Here is a 16,340-nt window from a genome sequence, read left to right as displayed (position 1 = left end):
CCCAGACCGCCCTCGTGGCGGTTTCTTTTTGCGGCGCACGTGCGCCACAACTTGTCTATACAAATTCTCCGCACTACACTCGGTGACAGTTGCCGGCCACGGCGTGCGCGCCCCGCATGTCGGACAGCCTGACATGCACACACTGCGGAGATTTTCCCATGCCCCACTCGTCCCCGACCGACCCGCGCCTTGATCCGTCCCGCGAGATACACGCGCCGCGCGGCACCACGCTGTCGTGCAAGAACTGGCTGATCGAGGCCGCCTACCGGATGATCCAGAACAATCTCGACCCCGAGGTGGCGGAGCATCCGCAGGCGCTGGTCGTCTATGGCGGCATCGGCCGCGCCGCGCGCGACTGGGCGTGTTTCGACCAGATTCTCGCCTCACTGCGGGCGCTGGACGAGGACGAGACGCTGCTGATCCAGTCCGGCAAGCCGGTCGGCGTGTTCCGCACCCACGCCGATGCGCCGCGGGTGCTGATTGCCAACTCGAACCTGGTCCCGCACTGGGCCACCTGGGAGCACTTCAACGCGCTGGATCGCAAGGGGCTGATGATGTATGGCCAGATGACGGCCGGCAGCTGGATCTACATCGGCACCCAGGGCATCGTCCAGGGCACGTATGAAACCTTTTTTGCCGTCGCCCGCCAGCACTTCGACGGCCAGCCGGCCGGGCGCTGGATCCTGACCGGCGGGCTGGGCGGCATGGGCGGCGCACAGCCGCTGGCCGCCACCATGGCCGGCTTTTCGATGATCGCGGTCGAATGCGACGCCTCGAGAATCGATTTCCGCCTGCGTACCCGCTACCTCGACCGCAAGGCCGACACGCTGGACCAGGCGCTGGAGATGATCGAAACCGCCCGCCGTGATGGCCGGCCACTGTCGATCGGCCTGCTTGGCAATGCCGCCGACGTCTTCAGCGAGCTGGTGGCGCGCGGCATCACCCCGGACGTGGTCACCGACCAGACCAGCGCCCATGACCCGGTCAACGGCTACCTGCCGCAGGGCTGGGATATCGACCGCTGGCACGAGGCCCGGCGCCGCGATCCGCAGTCGGTCATCCTGCCGGCCAGACAGTCGATGGCCGTTCAGGTCCGCGCCATGCTGGCGCTGCAGGCACGCGGTGCGGCAACGCTGGACTACGGCAACAACATCCGCCAGGTGGCGCTGGAGATGGGTGTCGACCGGGCGTTCGATTTCCCCGGCTTCGTGCCGGCCTATATCCGGCCGCTGTTCTGCGAGGGCAAGGGCCCGTTCCGCTGGGTCGCGCTGTCCGGCGACCCGGAGGACATCTACCGTACCGACAGCAAGGTCAGGGAGCTGATCCCGGACGATGCCCACCTGCACCACTGGCTGGACATGGCGCGCGAGCGCATCGCCTTCCAGGGGCTGCCGGCACGCATCTGCTGGGTCGGCGTCCACGACCGCTACCGGCTCGGCCTGGCTTTCAACGAGATGGTGCGCAACGGCGAACTGAAAGCGCCGGTGGTCATCGGTCGCGATCATCTCGATACCGGCTCGGTCGCCAGCCCGAACCGCGAGACCGAGGCCATGGCCGACGGCTCGGACGCGGTGTCGGACTGGCCATTGCTGAATGCGCTGCTGAGCACCGCCGGTGGTGCCACCTGGGTATCGCTGCATCACGGCGGCGGGGTCGGCATGGGCTTCAGCCAGCATGCCGGCATGGTCATCGTCTGCGATGGCAGCGAGGCGGCCGACCGCCGGCTGAAGCGGGTGCTGTTCAATGACCCGGCCAGCGGCGTGATGCGGCACGCGGATGCCGGCTATCCGCTGGCCCGGCAAACCGCGCGTGACGCCGGCCTGCAATTGCCTATGCTGGATCACTGACCTGATGGAGGCGCCATGCAAGCCGATCTGCTGATCCGCCGCGTACATCTCGCCGGTGTCGAAGGCGGCGCTGGCAGTTACGGCGAATGCCGGGATGCCGCACTGAGCATCCGCGATGGCCGCATCGACTGGCTCGGCGCCGACAGCGCCGTGCCGGCCGGGCTGGCCGCACGGCGGGAAATCGACGGCCATGGCGGCTGGCTGACGCCCGGGCTGATCGACTGCCACACCCACCTGGTATACGCCGGCAACCGTGCCCGCGAGTTCGACCTGCGCCTGAACGGCGCCAGCTATGCCGATATCGCCCGCGCCGGTGGCGGCATCCGCTCGACCGTGCGCGACACCCGCGCCGCCGACGACAACAGCCTGTATCTCAGCGCAAGAAAACGGCTGGCCGCGCTGATCGGCGAGGGCACGACCACGGTCGAGATCAAGTCCGGCTACGGCCTCGATCTCGACACCGAACGCCGGATGCTGCACGTCGCCCATCGCCTCGCGGCCGAAGGCGTCACCGTCCGCACCACTTTTCTCGGCGCGCACGCCGTGCCGCCGGAGTATGCCGACCGCGCCGACGACTATATCGACCATCTGGTCGAGGTCGTACTGCCGGCGCTGGACGACGAAGGACTGATCGACGCCGTCGATGCGTTCTGCGAGCAGGTCGGTTTCACCCCGGCCCAGGTCGGCCGGCTGTTCACGGCCGCGCGCGAACGCGGCATCGCCTGCAAGCTGCATGCCGAGCAGTTGTCCGACCAGGGCGGTGCGACGCTGGCCGCCGGGTTCGGCGCCCTGTCGGCCGATCATCTTGAATGGCTGTCGACCGACGGCATCGCGGCCATGCGCCGCGCCGGCACCATCGCCGTGCTGCTGCCGGGCGCCTTTCACTTCCTGCGCGAAACCCGGCTGCCGCCGGTCGCCGCGCTGCGCGACGCCGGCGTGCCGATGGCACTGGCAACCGACTGCAATCCGGGCACCTCTCCGCTGACCTCGCTGCTGACCACCATGAATTTCGGCTGCACCCTGTTCCGCCTGACGCCGGCCGAGGCCCTGGCCGGCGTGACCCGCCATGCAGCGGCCGCGCTTGGCCTCGCCGACCGCGGCCGGCTGGCCATCGGCCTGCGCGCCGATCTGGCGCTGTGGGAGATCGGGCATCCGGCCGAGCTGTCCTACCATCTGGGCTACAACCCGCTGGCCCAGCGCATCTTCAACGGGATACCCGATCATGTTCCTTCCGTTTGACCCGTCCATCTGGCATGGCCGCATCGACAGCGAGGAAGGCCCGCTGGGCCGGCGCTGGCACCAGCAGGTCCTCTCCCCGCGCGCCGATGCCCCCGGCACGGCGCTGATCGGCTTCGCCTGCGATGCCGGCGTTGCCCGCAATCACGGCCGCATCGGTGCGGCCGGCGGGCCGGCAGCGATCCGCAGCGCGCTGGCCGGACTGGCCTGGCATGGCGAGCGGCCGCTGTACGACGCCGGCGACGTGCGCTGCGACGGTGACGCCCTGGAGGCCGCCCAGCAGGAGCTCGGCGAACAAGTGGCGACACTGCTCGATGCCGGACACCGCCCGCTGGTGCTCGGCGGCGGCCACGAGGTGGCTTTCGGTTCCTGGCAGGGGCTGGCGGCGCACTGCGCCCGCCAGTCGCGGCCACCGGTCATCGGCATCATCAATCTCGATGCCCACTTCGATCTGCGCGCCGGTGACCGCGCGACCTCCGGCACGCCGTTCCGCCAGATCGCCGACGACTGCGCCGCCCGGGGCTGGCCATTCCACTATGCATGCCTCGGTGTCGCCGCGCCGTCCAATACCGCCGCGCTGTTCGCCCGCGCCCGCGAACTCGGTGTGCAGTGGGTGGACGACCAGTCGATGCGGGACTGGCATCCGGCCATCCTCGGCGATTTCATCGACCGGGTGGACGTCATCCATTTGAGCATCGATCTGGATGTGCTGCCGGCCAGCGTCGCACCCGGCGTGTCGGCGCCGGCGGCGTTCGGGGTCGAGCTGGCGGTCATCGAGCGCATCGCAGCCCAGGTCCGCGCCAGTGGCAAGCTCCGGCTGGCCGAACTGGCCGAACTGAACCCGCGCCACGATATCGACAGCCACACCGCGCGGATTGCCGCCCGGCTGGTCTTCCAGTTGCTGTAACTCGCCGGGGCCAGGCGCTTGCGGGTATCCTTTCGCCCTCCGTATCCGAAAGGCTGCTGTGGCCTCGTCCTTTGCCTTCTTCCCGACCCGTCGTTTCCTGCCGCTTTTCTGCACCCAGTTTCTGGGCGCGCTGAACGACAACCTGCTGAAAACCGCCTTCCTGGTGCTGGTCAGCTATGCCGGGCTGTCCTTCGCCGGCCTGCCGCCGGCGCAGATCGTCAACATGGCCGCCGGCGTGTTCATCCTGCCGTTCTTCCTGTTTTCGGCCACGGCCGGCCGGCTGGCGGAGAAAATCGACAAATCGCGGGTCGCGCACTGGGTCAAGATTGCCGAAGTCGCCATCATGCTGCTGGCCGCCTGGGGCTTCTATACCCACACCGTCGGCGCCCTGCTGACCGCGCTGTTCCTGATGGGCGCCCATTCGACTTTTTTCGGCCCGGTCAAATACGCGGTCCTGCCGCAGCATCTGCGCGAGCACGAGCTGATCGGCGGTAACGGCCTGATCGAAATGGGAACCTTTGTCGCCATTCTGGTCGGCCAGATCGGCGGCGCGCTGATGGTCCAGTCCGGCTCGCACACCACGGTCGGGATTCTGGTCGCGGTCGCCCTCGCCGGCCTGCTGGCCAGCCTGCTGATTCCGGCCGCCCCGGCCCCCGCTCCGAAGCTGCGCCTGTCAGCCAATATCGCCGGCGATACCTGGGTGCTGCTGCGCCGGGTGCGCCGCTATCCGGATGTCGGCTCGGCCATCATGGGCATTTCCTGGTTCTGGCTGCTCGGCGCGGTCTATACCACCCAGTTGCCGACGTTTACCCGGCTGCACCTCGGCGGCGACGCCAATGTGTATACGCTGATTCTGGCGCTGTTCTCGATCGGCATTGCCAGCGGATCGATCCTGTGCGCAAAGCTGTCGGCTGGCCGGCTCCAGCTCGGTCTGGTGCTGCTGGGCGGCGCCGGCATGACCCTGTTCGGCATCGATCTGTTCCTGTCCACCCATGCTCCGTGGCAGGGCCCGCTGCTGTCGATGGCCACTTTCCTGACCAGCCCGGCGCACTGGCGCGACATGGCCGACCTGTTTCTGCTCGGCGTGTCCGGCGGCTTCTTCACCGTGCCGCTGTACACCTGGCTGCAGACCGCCGCACCGGAGGATTTCCGTGCCCAGGCCATTGCGGCGAACAATATCGTCAACGGTCTGTACATGGTGGCCGCTACCGTCGCCAGCGCCGTGGTGCTGGCGCTGACCGACAGTATCTCGCTGCTGTTCCTGCTGGTGTCGCTCGGCAATCTGCTCGCCATGCTGCTGCTGTGCCGCCGGGCACCGAGGATCTGGCGCGAACGGCTGGCGTGGATTGGCGGGGCCAGGCAGGCGCCCTGACGCGGCAGGCACGGGTCAGCCGGCGCGCCCCGCCCCGTCGTCCGCGTCGGCATCCCGCGTTGCCGGCCGCACTTCCCACCAGGTGCGGATCACCCAGTCCAGCGGCTGGTAGTAGCGCGGCAGAGTCTTCGGGTAGCCAAAGCGGTTCCAGTAGGCAATGCGGTGCCTGGCCAGGTGCCAGTTCGGCACCATCAGGTAGTCGGCACGCAGCACGCGGTCGAGCGCATGGCTGGCCGTGACCAGCTGTTCGCGATTCTGGAAACGGGTGAACTCGCCGAGCAGGTGATCAACCACCGGGCTCTTCAAGCCGACGGTATTGGTCGACCCGCGCGATTCGGCAGTTTTCGAGCCGAAGAACTCGAACATCTCGTTGCCCGGCGACAGCGACATCGGATAGACGGCCACAGTCATGTCGAAATCGAAATCATCACTGCGCTGCTGGTAGATCGCCGGATCGACCGTCCGCACGCTGAGCAGGATGCCGAGCCGGGCCAGGTTTCGCGCATACGGCGCGATGATGCGCTCGTAGGCCTTGGAAAAAGTCAGAAACTCCAGTTCCAGCGGCCGGCCGCGCGCATCGACCCGCTGCGCGCCGCGCATCGGGTAACCGGCCTCGGTCAGCAGCGCCGCCGCCCGGCGCAGATTGGCGCGCAGCGCCGCCGGCGAGCCATTGTCCGGTGCCATGACTGCCGGGCCAAAGACCGCTGGCGGCAGTTGCCCGCGATACGGTTCCAGCAGTTTCAGCTCGGCCGCCGACGGCATGCCCTGCGCCGCCAGCTCGCTGTTGGAAAAGTAGCTATTACTGCGCGAGTACTGGTCATAGAACAGCTTGTGGTTGGCCCACTCGAAATCGAAGGCCAGCACCATGGCCTCGCGCACGCGACGGTCCTGGAACGGCGCCCGGCGCAGATTCATCGCGAAGCCCTGCATTCCCTGCGGGTTCTGGTGCGGAAAGGTCGCCTTGACGATGCGGCCATCGTCGAAGCGCTCGCCACGGTAGCCGCGCGCCCACTGCTTGGCGATATTTTCCGACGACACATCGTATTCGCCAGCCTTGAACGATTCCAGTCGCACCGTGTCGTCACGCAGATAGCGGAACACCACCTGGTCGAAATTGAACATGCCGCGCCGGACCGGCAGGTCACGGGCCCAGTAGTCATCACGGCGCTCGAACACGCTCTGCCGGCCAAGCTGATAGCTTTTCAGCCGGTACGGACCGCTGCCGATCGGCGCGATCAGCGTCCGTTCGCCGAGTGGCTTGCCATTGCCCCACTTGCGCGAAAAAATCGGCAGCTCGGCAATGATCATGTGCAGCTCGGCATTGCGCTCGCGAAAGTCGAACCGCACCGTCAGCGGGCCGACCGCCACCGCGCGGGTAATGTCGGCCCAGTAGAAGCGGTAACGCGGGTGGGCCGACTTGTCACGGGTCAGGGCATTGAACGACGCGACCACATCGGCCGCCAGGACCGGGTCGCCATTGCTGAAGCGGGCGCGCGGATTCAGGTGAAAGGTCACCGACTTGCCGTTCGGCGCCAGCCGCATGTCGTCCGCAAGCAGCCCGTACAGCGAGAATGGCTCGTCCAGCGATTTTTCCGCCAGCGTATCGAACATCAGCGCGGCGACGCCAGCCTCCTTGTCGCCCTTCAGCGTAAACGGATTCAGTGTGTCGAAGCTGCCCAGCGCAGGCAGTCGCAGACGCCCTCCCCTGGGCGCGTCGCCGTTCACGTAATCGAACTGGCGGAAGCCGGCCGGGTATTTGGGCGTATAGCCGAGCGCCACCGATGAGGAGGCCATGGCGGCGGGTACGACGCAGGCGAGAGCCACCGTCATCAGGACTGCAGGGAGTAGGCGCATCGGGACCAGGCAGCGGGTTGTGGTCTGACACGCTATAATCGCGCAATTCCAACCGAGAAGGATAGCCAAATGGGATTTCTGCAGGGCAAGAAGATCCTGATCACCGGACTGCTCTCCAACCGTTCCATCGCCTACGGCATCGCCGAAGCCTGTAAGCGTGAAGGCGCTGAACTGGCCTTTACCTATGTGAGCGACAAGCTCAAGGATCGCGTGGCCGATCTGGCGAAGAACGATTTCGGCAGCGAACTGGTGCTGAAGTGCGACGTCACCGTGGACGAGGACATCGACCAGTTGTTTGTCGAGCTCGGCCAGCACTGGGACGGCCTTGACGGTCTGGTCCATGCCATCGCCTTTGCACCGCGCGAATCGCTGGAAGGCAACTTCCTCGACAGCCTGTCGCGCGAGGCGTTCCGCGTCGCGCACGACGTGTCGTCGTACAGCTTCCCGGCGCTGGCCAAGGCCGCGCGTCCGATGATGCAGGGGCGCAATGGTGCACTGCTCGCACTGACCTACCTCGGCGCCGTGCGCGCCGTGCCGCACTACAATGTGATGGGCCTGGCCAAGGCCAGCCTGGAAGCCAGCGTGCGCTTTACCGCGTCGGCAGTCGGCCGTGACGGGATCCGTGCCAACGGCATTTCCGCCGGTCCGATCAAGACCCTCGCCGCTTCCGGCATTTCCGGCTTCTCCAAGTTGCTGAAAATGGCTGCATCCAACTCGCCGCTGCACCGCAACGTGACGATCGAGGAAGTCGGCAACACGGCCGCTTTCCTGCTGTCCGATCTGTCGTCGGGCATTACCGGCGAAATCACCTATGTGGATGCCGGCTATTCGATCAACGCGTTGAACGCGCCTGACGAAGAATAAGTCGCCAGCCCCCGGAAAGGACGCCAGCCCCACAGGCTGGCGTCCTTTGTTTTGTCTGCGGCCGGCTTGAATCTCCATCCCGCCGGCAAAAACTGTTGTCCTTGTTTCAAGCGCGCGTTCCCTGTTTCGATGCCACTCCGGGCCGATATCATCGCGGGCATCGAATTTGCCCGTCAGCACCAAACAGAGGACCCTCCCTTGAACAGATTCAGGATTGGCCACCGCCTGGCCATCGCATTCGGCGCCATTACCTTGTTGCTGATCAGCATGGCCATGCTGGTTATTTTCGGCGTCAGACAAATCGAGCAGGATACGTTGGGCGTTTCCGACAACAGCCTGCCGATGCTGGAAAATGCCTCCCAGCTGGAGATTCTCCAGTTGCGGGAACGCATCCTGCTGCGTGACCTGGTATTGACCAGCGACCCGATATTAATGGTCAGCTACAGCCAGGAATTGAAGCAGTTGCAGGCGGACATGATGAGCCTGTTCAATAAACAGCAAAAACTGCTGGCCCGCTTCGACCGAAGCAGTCCCATTCATGCGCTGGCAGCCAGCATCCGCGACCGGTACCAGGCACTCAAGCCGGCCCAGCTGGACATTCTCAGGCTCGGGCTGGCCAATCGCCATGACGAGGCCACCGCGGCACTGATCAGGCAGAAGCCGCGCCATCTGGAATTGATGCAATTGCTCGAGCAGCTGAATCACCAGTCCTCCGTGCTCGCCAACCAGGGGGCGCTGAATGCCGAGCAGACGGCAGAAGGACTGTTCAGTATTGCCGCCGGCATCTCCGCATTCTGCCTGCTGCTGACGCTGATCATCGCCATCGCCATTACCCGTTCCATCACCCGGCCACTGGCCCAGGCCGTTGCCAGTGCCGATCGTGTCGCGTCCGGCGACCTGCGCCCGACGGCTGTCGAGGCCGGCCATGATGAAATCGCCGTACTGCTGCACAGGCTGGACAGCATGCGCCTCTCGCTGGTCAAGGCGATCGGCAGCGTGCACCACGGCGTCAGCCGGACCAGCGAACTGGCCGGCAGCCTGTCCACCTCATCCACCCGGGTCGAAACCGCTTCCCATGCCCAGAACGAGGCGGCGGCGGCGGCGACAGCTTCCATCGAGCAACTGACCGTCAGCATCAGCCAGGTCGCGGATACCGCAGCCGACCTGCACCATCATGCACACTCCAGCCATGACACGGCCGGTATCGGCAAGATGCGCCTGCAGGCGCTGATCACGGAGATGGCCGGCGTCACCGGGTCGGTGGATGCGGTATCCAGCACGGTGCTGGCCTTTATCAGCGATACCCGCCGGATCGCCAGCATGACCGGAGAAGTTCGCGATATCGCCGACCAGACCAATCTGCTGGCGCTGAATGCGGCCATCGAGGCCGCACGCGCCGGGGAAAGTGGTCGCGGCTTCGCCGTGGTCGCCGATGAAGTGCGCAAGCTGGCGGAAAAGTCGGCCCACTCGGCCAATGCCATCGCCGCGGTCACGCAGCAACTGGAGCAGCGCTCCAGCCAGCTGGAATCCGCACTGGACAACAGCCGGAACGCGCTTGCCCGCAGTGTGCAGGGCATCGGCCAGGTCGAGACCGCGTTCGACGACTGCGAAGCCGCCGTCAGCGCCACCAGCCGCAGCGCCGATCTGATTGCCGCCTCGGTGCACGAGCAGAAAGTCGCCAGCACGGAGATCGCCCACCACATGGAGCAGGTCGCGCAGATGGCAGAAGAAAACACCGCCATCGTTCATACCGTATCGGGCAACACGCAGGATATGGAGCGTCTTGCCCTCGATCTGAACGAGGCGGTGGCCTGGTTTACCCTGCCGGGCAAGCCGGCATCGGCTTAGCGCTGCGCGTAGACGCGGGTCTTGCCATCAGCGGTAAAGGCAATTACCGCATACGGATGGTTGCCCGGCAGATCCATGCCGGGCGCGCTCTGCGGCATGCCGGGTGCAGCCAGCCCGGCCAGCTTCGGCTTTTCCTTCAGCACGCGGCTCACCAGATCGGCCGGTACGTGTCCTTCGAACACATAGCCGCCGATCTGCGCGGTGTGGCATGAACGCAATGCCACCGGCACATGGTTCTTTTCCTTGACCGGCGTGACGTCATCGAGGGCAACGCTCTTGACCCGGAAACCATTTTTTTCCAGATGCTGCGCCCATTTGTCGCAGCACAGGCAGCCCTGGTTCTTGTACATGGTCACATCGCGCACCGCGGCCTGGGTCAGCGGAGAGGCAAGCAGGAACAGCACCGCCAGCGTGGCGGCAGAGGAAGGGTATTTCATTGGGTGAACTCCTGTTCGGGCGGCATGGCCGGCCCGTTTGTGGCAAGCGCCGGTGCGGTCAGCTGACCGTCCGGCAATCGGCTGGCACGGGAGTTCAGGCCCGGGGCGGGCGCTCGGGCGGTGCCCAGGTACGGCCGGCAGGCAGCGCCGCCACGGCCGCGACCACAGGCGGCAGCAGTGGCATGACCGTCCCCGGCATGGCGGCCGGCAAGGCCGGCAATGAAGGCGAACAGCAGTCGGGCTGCGCCGGCGTACGATTCGGACAAGGGGCCGATCCGCATTTCCTGTCATCCATGCCGTCCATGCCGGCATGGGCCGACAGGCCGGCTGCCACGACCGGCATGCGCATCGATGCCGCGTGCACCGGCGCCAGCGCCAGGGCAACGATCAGGCAGAACATGCGCAGCAGGGTCGTCATGATCAGGCTTTTGCGGTCTTCATTTCAGCCGCGCTCTGGTCGAGCAGGCTCTGTGCATCGAAGCCGACCCGCAGGGCGCCCCACGGGCGGCCACCAACCGTCACCGGCAGCGCCAGCTCGGACAGGATTTCGCCGGTGTCGCGCATGTAGGTCTGCAGCAGGAACGGCTGCCGGTTGCGCGCGGAACGCAGCCCGGTCGGGTCGTTGAACATGCGCTTGTCGCGACTGGCCTGCAGGTCGACGGCAGGGTCACCGGTCAGCGGTTGCGAGTTGCGGCTGATATGGGTCGGTGCATAGCCGTTTTCGTCGACCAGCAGCGCAAAGCGGCCACCAGCCACCTCGGCGGTCAGCGCATCGTAGACGACCTGCAGTTCCCGCTCGACGCGGGCGTCGTAGCTGGTGTGGAATTTCTGCGGATTGGTGCCGGCAATCGGCTGGTAGTGGCGGTCGAACAGGTTCAGGCCCTGGGCCTGCCATTCGTTCAGCCGCGCTTCCAGTGCGTCGCGCTGCTGGCGCGACAGCTGCAGGGTGCGGTCGAACTCGCCCTCGCCGATCACGAAGCGGCTGACCAGCTCCTGCACCTGCTCGGTTGCGCTCGACAGGTCGCGCGACACCGCCGCCGAATGCGTGAGCTTGTCGCGCACGCCGGACGACAGTTCGCGGATCTCGCACACATTGGCATTGACCTGGGAATTGTTGCCGGCAAACGTGTGCATGGTGCTGGCAATGTCGGCCAGGCTGGCCGACGTGTGCTCGAAATCGTCGACCATGGTGACGAAGTGATGCGATGCACGGTCGACCACTTCGGTCGCGAACTGGGTGTCGGCAGTGATTTCCAGCGTTTCCTGCTGCGTGGTGACCACCAGCCCGACCATGGTTTCGATATTGCCGGAGATTTCATCGGTGGCGCCGCGCACGCGCTCGGCCAGCTTGCGCACCTCGTCGGCGACCACGGCGAAACCGCGGCCGGATTCGCCGGCGCGCGCGGCCTCGATGGCGGCGTTCAGCGCCAGCAGATTGGTCTGCTCGGCAATTTCCTTGATCAGGTTGAGGATTTCCTTGATCGACGTCGAACGCTGGTTCAGTTCGCTGACGGTCACATTGAAGTGGGCGATGCGTTCGCTGACCGCACCGATCCGCCTGGCCACCTCGTCCAGTTCGACCCGGGTTTCGCGGGCCAGATTCAGGTTGGCCGCCGTGGTATCGGCAATGCGCAGCGTTTCGCCGGACACCTCGTTGATGCCGGAGGTGTTCTGCTCGCTGGCCGAACCGACCTGGGTGGCCAGCGTCTCCTGCTTTTCCGCCGAGCCGAGCGATTCGTTGACGTTCTTCAGCGAACGCGCCGATTCCATCGCGATGCGGACCGACATCAGCCGCACCTGGCTGATGATTTCGCGGATTTTCTTCAGGAAGCGGTTGTAGGCCTCGGACAGGTCGCGGATTTCGTCATAGGTCATGGCCGGAATGGTGCGCGACAGGTCACCGACGCCTTCGCCGATATCATTGAAGATATCGATGATCATGCGGATCGGCCGTACGATCAGGAAGCGCAGGTACCAGAACATGAAGCCGATAAAGGCGAACGACATCACCCACAGTGCGACGGCGCCATACAGCGCCTGGTCCAGCAGCGACTGGACATCGGCACGGGTGGCGACGGACAGCTGTGCATCCTGCGTCAGCGCGGTACGAATGCCGTCACTGGTGTGCCACACCAGCAACACAAAGCCGAGTTGCAGCACCGAGATGAGGAACAGGCTGCCCAGTTTTCGCGACAGCGAATTCCAGAACGTCTTTTCGACAAAGCGGTATGCCTGCAGGAAACCGTCCATTCTTCCTCCCCCTGCTGTTTTTACTTTGAGAAGCTATTTGACGCATGAATATATAGGATTGTGCTGTTTGCCGCTCGCACAATCCATTCCGCATGGACAAAACTTGCGGGCGGGTTGACCGGCGGCAAGCCCGGCGGCAAGCTTCGGCCTTTTGCAGGGGTATTACATGCGGGCAACCGTTCTGGCAGGCATGGTACTGATGTTCTTCGGCGTGGCTTTCGGCGCATTTGGCGCCCATGCACTCGCCCCGCAGTTGTCGCCACAACAGGCCGGCTGGTGGCATACCGCGGTCCAGTACCAGTTCTGGCATGCCGCCGCCCTGATCGCGCTTGCCGGGCTCGGGCGGCCGCAACTGGCACAGGCGGCCGGCGTGCTGCTGATCGGTACGCTGCTGTTCTGCGGCACCCTGTACGCGATGGCGCTCGGCGCCCCGCTCTGGCTCGGCATGGTCACCCCGGTCGGCGGCACGCTGCTGCTGATCGGCTGGGCACTGGCGATCTGGACCTACCTGCGCTGCCGCTGATCCCGGAACGACAACGCCCCGCGCCAAAGCGCGGGGCGTGAAAAAAGACAGCCGGGGCTGTCTTTTCCGATCGGGGCGATCGCCGTCGATTACGAACGGGCGAACTTGCCGAACTTTTGCTTGAACTTGTCGATGCGGCCTGCCGTGTCCATCACCTTTTGCTTGCCGGTGTAGAACGGGTGGCATTCCGAGCAGACTTCAACGTGGAAGCTGTCTTTGCCCAGCGTGGAACGGGTCTTGAACTTGTTGCCGCAGGAGCAGTTCACTTCCAGGTCGGTGTAATCCGGGTGAATATCGGTCTTCATGATTTTTCCTTGGTGTCGGGTGCAGGGGTTTTGCCTGCACTGCTTTACGAAAGGGGCGCATTGTAGCGGTTTTCGGCCCGCCCGGATAGTCCCCTGGCCAGGCCGTCGCTGCACTGCCGGCCTATGCACGTCTCCATGTGGTGCCTTGCGGGCCATCTTCAAGCACGACATGGTCCGCCGCCAGCTGATCGCGGATACGGTCGGACTCGGCCCAGTTGCGTGCGGCACGGGCCTCGCGGCGCGCGGCGATCAGCGCGTCGATCTGCCCGGCGGACAGCGCGCCTTCCAGCGTCCCGCCCTGCAGGAACTCGCTCGGCTCGCGCTGCAGCAGGCCGAGCACGCCACCCAGCGCCCGCAGCAGGCCGGCATCGGCAGCCGATTTGCTGCGGTTCACCTCGTTGGCCAGCTCGAACAGCACCGCGCTGGCCTCGGCGGTATTGAAGTCGTCATCCATCGCCGCCTTGAAGCGTCGGGCGAAATCGTTGCCGGTCCAGTCGATGTCGACCTGGTCGGCGCCAACCAGCCGCAGCGCGGTATACAGCCGCGACAGCGCCCCTTTGGCGTCTTCCAGGTGGGCATCCGAGTAGTTCAGCGGGCTGCGGTAGTGTGCACGCAGGATGAAGAAGCGCACCACTTCGGCATCGAATTTCTGCAGCACTTCACGGATGGTGAAGAAATTGCCAAGCGACTTCGACATCTTCTCGTTGTCGACGCGGATAAAGCCGTTGTGCATCCAGTAGTTGACGAAGGTGTGATCGTGCGCGCCCTCGCTCTGGGCAATCTCGTTCTCGTGGTGCGGGAACTGCAGGTCGGCGCCGCCGCCATGAATGTCGAAATGGTCGCCGAAATAGTGCTCGTTCATCGCCGAGCACTCGATGTGCCAGCCCGGACGGCCCTGCCCCCACGGACTCGGCCAGGCCGGCTCGCCGGGTTTGGCCGCCTTCCACAGCACGAAGTCCATCGGATCGCGCTTGTTCGGATCGACTTCGACGCGCTCGCCGGCGCGCAGGTCGTCCAGCGACTTGCCGGACAGCTTGCCGTAGCCGGGAAACTCGCGCACCGCGTAGTACACGTCGCCATTCGGCGCCGGGTAGGCACGGCCCTTGTCGATCAGGGTCTCGATCATCGCCTGCATGTCCGGCACGAACTGGGTGGCACGCGGTTCGAAATCCGGCTTGCGCACGCCGAGTGCGGCGGCGTCCTCGTCCATCGCGTCGATAAAGCGCTGGGTCAGGACATTGATCGGTTCCTGGTTCTCGGCCGCGCGGCGGATGATCTTGTCGTCGATGTCGGTGATGTTGCGCACATAGGTCAGGTCATAGCCTTCGGCCCGCAGCCAGCGCGCCACCATGTCGAATACCACCATCACCCGCGCGTGCCCGAGGTGACAGTAGTCGTAGACGGTCATCCCGCAGACGTACATGTTGACCTTGCCCGGGTGGATCGGCTTGAAAACTTCCTTTTGACGGGAAAGGGTGTTGTAAAGGTGGAGCATGGTGGGTTCCATCACAGTCGATCGGATCATTGTAACAAAGCTGTCAAGCCCGGCCGGCGGCTAATAATGCGGCGGCACGTCGTCCAGCAGCGAACGCGCCGGGGCATCCGACGGCGATTGCGTGCGCATTTGCTGGTACAGCAGGCGCAGCTGTTGCTGCAGCTGGTCGATCTGCTGTTGCTGGCGGGCCACGCTCAGGTTGAGCGCATCGAGCAGCTCGTCCTGAAACGCGATCCGGACTTCGAGTTCGGACAGGCGGGATTCCATCGGGACACTCCTCGGGAACAGCGGCAGGGAGCGCGATTGTAACGCAGCGCGTCAGCCTGCTGGCAGGGCAGACCGCCGCCGGGTCGCGGCGGGAAGCGCACGGCCCCGCCCCTGCGTCAGTTGCCGGTCCCCGGCACGCCGCGCATCGCCCGTGGCGAATCCACCATGACCGCATCGACGCCAAGGGCGGCTGCGGCACGATAGTCGTCGGCCGTATTGACGCCGATGGCGAGAATCCGCACCGGCGCCACGCTGCGGAAGCAGGCCACCGAGGCCGGCGTCCACAGTGTGGCCCGTACCGGGCTGCGCCCTTCCCCCAGCGTGAACTTTTCCACCACGTCGAGCGCGCGCCGGTACTCGAATGCCGCCCATACCGGTCTGGCCGGTGCATCCACGCACTGCTGCTGCAGCGCGACCTGCGCCAGCCGGCCGCGCGTCGCGTCGCGCGACTCGAACAGCCTGGCCCGTGGATAGGCTGCGAAGGCCTGCTGATACGCGGCCTCGGTCGAGTACAGCGTGGCCCGGTCCCAGGCATGGGCGTGATCCAGCACCCGGGCCACCGCGTCGGCCTGCGGACCGGCCGGCAGTGCCTTCATGTCCAGCATGACCGGCATGCCGGGCGGCAGGCTGGCCAGCGCTTCGCGCAGCGTGGGGATCGGTACCGGCCGGTCACGATAAGGATAGGTGATGGCGCCCTGGCTGTCGGTGGCCCGGAACTGCCAGCCGGCATTCAGCTGCTGCAGCTGCTCGACGGTCTTGTCGGCCACCGGGCCACTGCCATCGGTATTGGCGGCCAGATCGGCCGGGCGATACAGTACCGGCACGCCATCACGGCTCAGCTGCACGCTCAGCCACATCGCGTCGGCGCCATTGCGCAATGCCGTGCGAATGGCGACCAGGGTGTTTTCCGGCGCGTCGGCCGCGCCGGCGCGGTGAGCCACCAGCAGCGGGCGGGAGCCGGCAGCAGCCGGCGGCGCTTGCGGCGAGCTGCAGGCGCCGAGGCCGATGGCGAGGGCACACAGGGCAATATTGCGATACATCGGGGCGTCCTTTTCATTCAGGATGATGAAGCCCCGAGTGTGACCCGTCCGGCATGCCGGCAACGACTGCAGTACGCTGCCGGCCGGCCGAACTG

The 16,340-nt window shown here is 65.7% G+C and carries 15 protein-coding genes; 7 read left to right on the top strand and 8 right to left on the bottom strand.

Features of this window, described 5'->3' with window-relative positions; all coding sequences use genetic code 11:
* Positions 1–158: 158 nt before the first annotated feature.
* The 4 genes from hutU to DFO50_RS09130 are packed head-to-tail and all read left to right on the top strand — an operon-like array spanning position 159 to position 5,362.
* On the top strand, positions 159–1,847 hold the full coding sequence (gene hutU, locus DFO50_RS09145) for a urocanate hydratase (protein WP_112692376.1): 1,689 nt from the start codon (positions 159–161) through the stop codon (positions 1,845–1,847).
* Between the two features lie 15 nt (positions 1,848–1,862).
* A complete protein-coding gene (gene hutI, locus DFO50_RS09140) occupies positions 1,863–3,086 on the top strand; it encodes an imidazolonepropionase (RefSeq protein ID WP_112692375.1) in 1,224 nt (407 codons plus the stop codon).
* On the top strand, positions 3,070–3,990 hold the full coding sequence (gene hutG / locus DFO50_RS09135; RefSeq protein WP_112692374.1) for a formimidoylglutamase: 921 nt from the start codon (positions 3,070–3,072) through the stop codon (positions 3,988–3,990). The genes hutI and hutG overlap by 17 nt, the downstream gene beginning before the upstream one ends.
* Before the next feature lie 58 nt (positions 3,991–4,048).
* Complete coding sequence (locus tag DFO50_RS09130; RefSeq protein WP_028498854.1) at positions 4,049–5,362, top strand: MFS transporter; 1,314 nt, start codon at positions 4,049–4,051, stop codon at positions 5,360–5,362.
* 15 nt (positions 5,363–5,377) lie between these two features.
* On the opposite strand, the gene DFO50_RS09125 is transcribed toward DFO50_RS09130, so the two are convergent.
* Positions 5,378–7,192 (bottom strand): extracellular solute-binding protein, encoded by a 1,815-nt coding sequence (locus DFO50_RS09125; protein WP_308418256.1) that lies wholly within the window; start codon positions 7,190–7,192, stop codon positions 5,378–5,380.
* A gap of 93 nt (positions 7,193–7,285) precedes the next feature.
* Here DFO50_RS09125 and fabI point away from each other — a divergent pair, with 93 nt between their 5' ends.
* Entirely contained in the window at positions 7,286–8,080 is a 795-nt protein-coding gene (gene fabI, locus DFO50_RS09120) for an enoyl-ACP reductase FabI (RefSeq protein WP_028498855.1), read from the top strand.
* A gap of 198 nt (positions 8,081–8,278) precedes the next feature.
* Positions 8,279–9,928 (top strand): methyl-accepting chemotaxis protein, encoded by a 1,650-nt coding sequence (locus DFO50_RS09115; RefSeq protein ID WP_158537428.1) that lies wholly within the window; start codon positions 8,279–8,281, stop codon positions 9,926–9,928.
* On the opposite strand, the gene DFO50_RS09110 is transcribed toward DFO50_RS09115, so the two are convergent.
* From DFO50_RS09110 to DFO50_RS09100, 3 genes are all read right to left on the bottom strand, one after another.
* The gene (locus DFO50_RS09110; RefSeq protein WP_051528763.1) at positions 9,925–10,365 is read right to left on the bottom strand and encodes a DUF411 domain-containing protein; all 441 of its coding nucleotides are present in this window, start codon (positions 10,363–10,365) and stop codon (positions 9,925–9,927) included. The two genes, DFO50_RS09115 and DFO50_RS09110, sit on opposite strands and share 4 nt — an antisense overlap.
* Positions 10,366–10,459: 94 nt before the next feature.
* Complete coding sequence (locus tag DFO50_RS09105) at positions 10,460–10,783, bottom strand: hypothetical protein (RefSeq protein WP_112692371.1); 324 nt, start codon at positions 10,781–10,783, stop codon at positions 10,460–10,462.
* 2 nt (positions 10,784–10,785) lie between these two features.
* On the bottom strand, positions 10,786–12,615 hold the full coding sequence (locus DFO50_RS09100; protein ID WP_028498858.1) for a methyl-accepting chemotaxis protein: 1,830 nt from the start codon (positions 12,613–12,615) through the stop codon (positions 10,786–10,788).
* Positions 12,616–12,781: 166 nt separating this feature from the next.
* Here DFO50_RS09100 and DFO50_RS09095 point away from each other — a divergent pair, with 166 nt between their 5' ends.
* Entirely contained in the window at positions 12,782–13,138 is a 357-nt protein-coding gene (locus DFO50_RS09095; protein WP_028498859.1) for a DUF423 domain-containing protein, read from the top strand.
* A gap of 89 nt (positions 13,139–13,227) precedes the next feature.
* Here the strand turns inward: DFO50_RS09095 and rpmE are convergent, their stop codons facing one another.
* The 4 genes from rpmE to DFO50_RS09075 form a co-directional block, all read right to left on the bottom strand.
* Entirely contained in the window at positions 13,228–13,443 is a 216-nt protein-coding gene (gene rpmE / locus DFO50_RS09090) for a 50S ribosomal protein L31 (RefSeq protein ID WP_028498860.1), read from the bottom strand.
* A 121-nt stretch (positions 13,444–13,564) separates the two neighbouring features.
* Positions 13,565–14,938, bottom strand: coding sequence for a cysteine--tRNA ligase (gene cysS, locus DFO50_RS09085; RefSeq protein WP_028498861.1), 1,374 nt, complete (start codon positions 14,936–14,938; stop codon positions 13,565–13,567).
* Between the two features lie 60 nt (positions 14,939–14,998).
* On the bottom strand, positions 14,999–15,205 hold the full coding sequence (locus DFO50_RS09080; protein WP_028498862.1) for a SlyX family protein: 207 nt from the start codon (positions 15,203–15,205) through the stop codon (positions 14,999–15,001).
* 116 nt (positions 15,206–15,321) lie between these two features.
* Positions 15,322–16,245 carry a glycerophosphodiester phosphodiesterase family protein gene (locus DFO50_RS09075; protein ID WP_107889701.1) on the bottom strand — a complete coding sequence of 308 codons (924 nt, stop codon included), beginning with the start codon at positions 16,243–16,245 and terminating at the stop codon, positions 15,322–15,324.
* Positions 16,246–16,340: the final 95 nt, after the last annotated feature.

Origin of the sequence: Microvirgula sp. AG722, assembly GCF_003269145.1 — a bacterium.
Lineage (GTDB): Bacteria > Pseudomonadota > Gammaproteobacteria > Burkholderiales > Aquaspirillaceae > Microvirgula > Microvirgula aerodenitrificans.
Note: the sequence above shows the minus strand (reverse complement) of the source record. Positions and strands in the feature narration are given on the sequence as shown.

Coding starts and splice junctions, on each gene's coding strand:
- DFO50_RS09095 (WP_028498859.1), top strand. CDS start 12,782: ATGCGGGCAACCGTTCTGGCAGGCATGGTACTGATGTTCTTCGGCGTG.
- hutI (WP_112692375.1), top strand. CDS start 1,863: ATGCAAGCCGATCTGCTGATCCGCCGCGTACATCTCGCCGGTGTCGAA.
- cysS (WP_028498861.1), bottom strand. CDS start 14,938: ATGCTCCACCTTTACAACACCCTTTCCCGTCAAAAGGAAGTTTTCAAG.
- hutU (WP_112692376.1), top strand. CDS start 159: ATGCCCCACTCGTCCCCGACCGACCCGCGCCTTGATCCGTCCCGCGAG.
- DFO50_RS09105 (WP_112692371.1), bottom strand. CDS start 10,783: ATGACGACCCTGCTGCGCATGTTCTGCCTGATCGTTGCCCTGGCGCTG.
- DFO50_RS09125 (WP_308418256.1), bottom strand. CDS start 7,192: ATGACGGTGGCTCTCGCCTGCGTCGTACCCGCCGCCATGGCCTCCTCA.
- DFO50_RS09100 (WP_028498858.1), bottom strand. CDS start 12,615: ATGGACGGTTTCCTGCAGGCATACCGCTTTGTCGAAAAGACGTTCTGG.
- DFO50_RS09075 (WP_107889701.1), bottom strand. CDS start 16,245: ATGTATCGCAATATTGCCCTGTGTGCCCTCGCCATCGGCCTCGGCGCC.
- DFO50_RS09080 (WP_028498862.1), bottom strand. CDS start 15,205: ATGGAATCCCGCCTGTCCGAACTCGAAGTCCGGATCGCGTTTCAGGAC.
- hutG (WP_112692374.1), top strand. CDS start 3,070: ATGTTCCTTCCGTTTGACCCGTCCATCTGGCATGGCCGCATCGACAGC.
- DFO50_RS09110 (WP_051528763.1), bottom strand. CDS start 10,365: ATGAAATACCCTTCCTCTGCCGCCACGCTGGCGGTGCTGTTCCTGCTT.
- fabI (WP_028498855.1), top strand. CDS start 7,286: ATGGGATTTCTGCAGGGCAAGAAGATCCTGATCACCGGACTGCTCTCC.
- rpmE (WP_028498860.1), bottom strand. CDS start 13,443: ATGAAGACCGATATTCACCCGGATTACACCGACCTGGAAGTGAACTGC.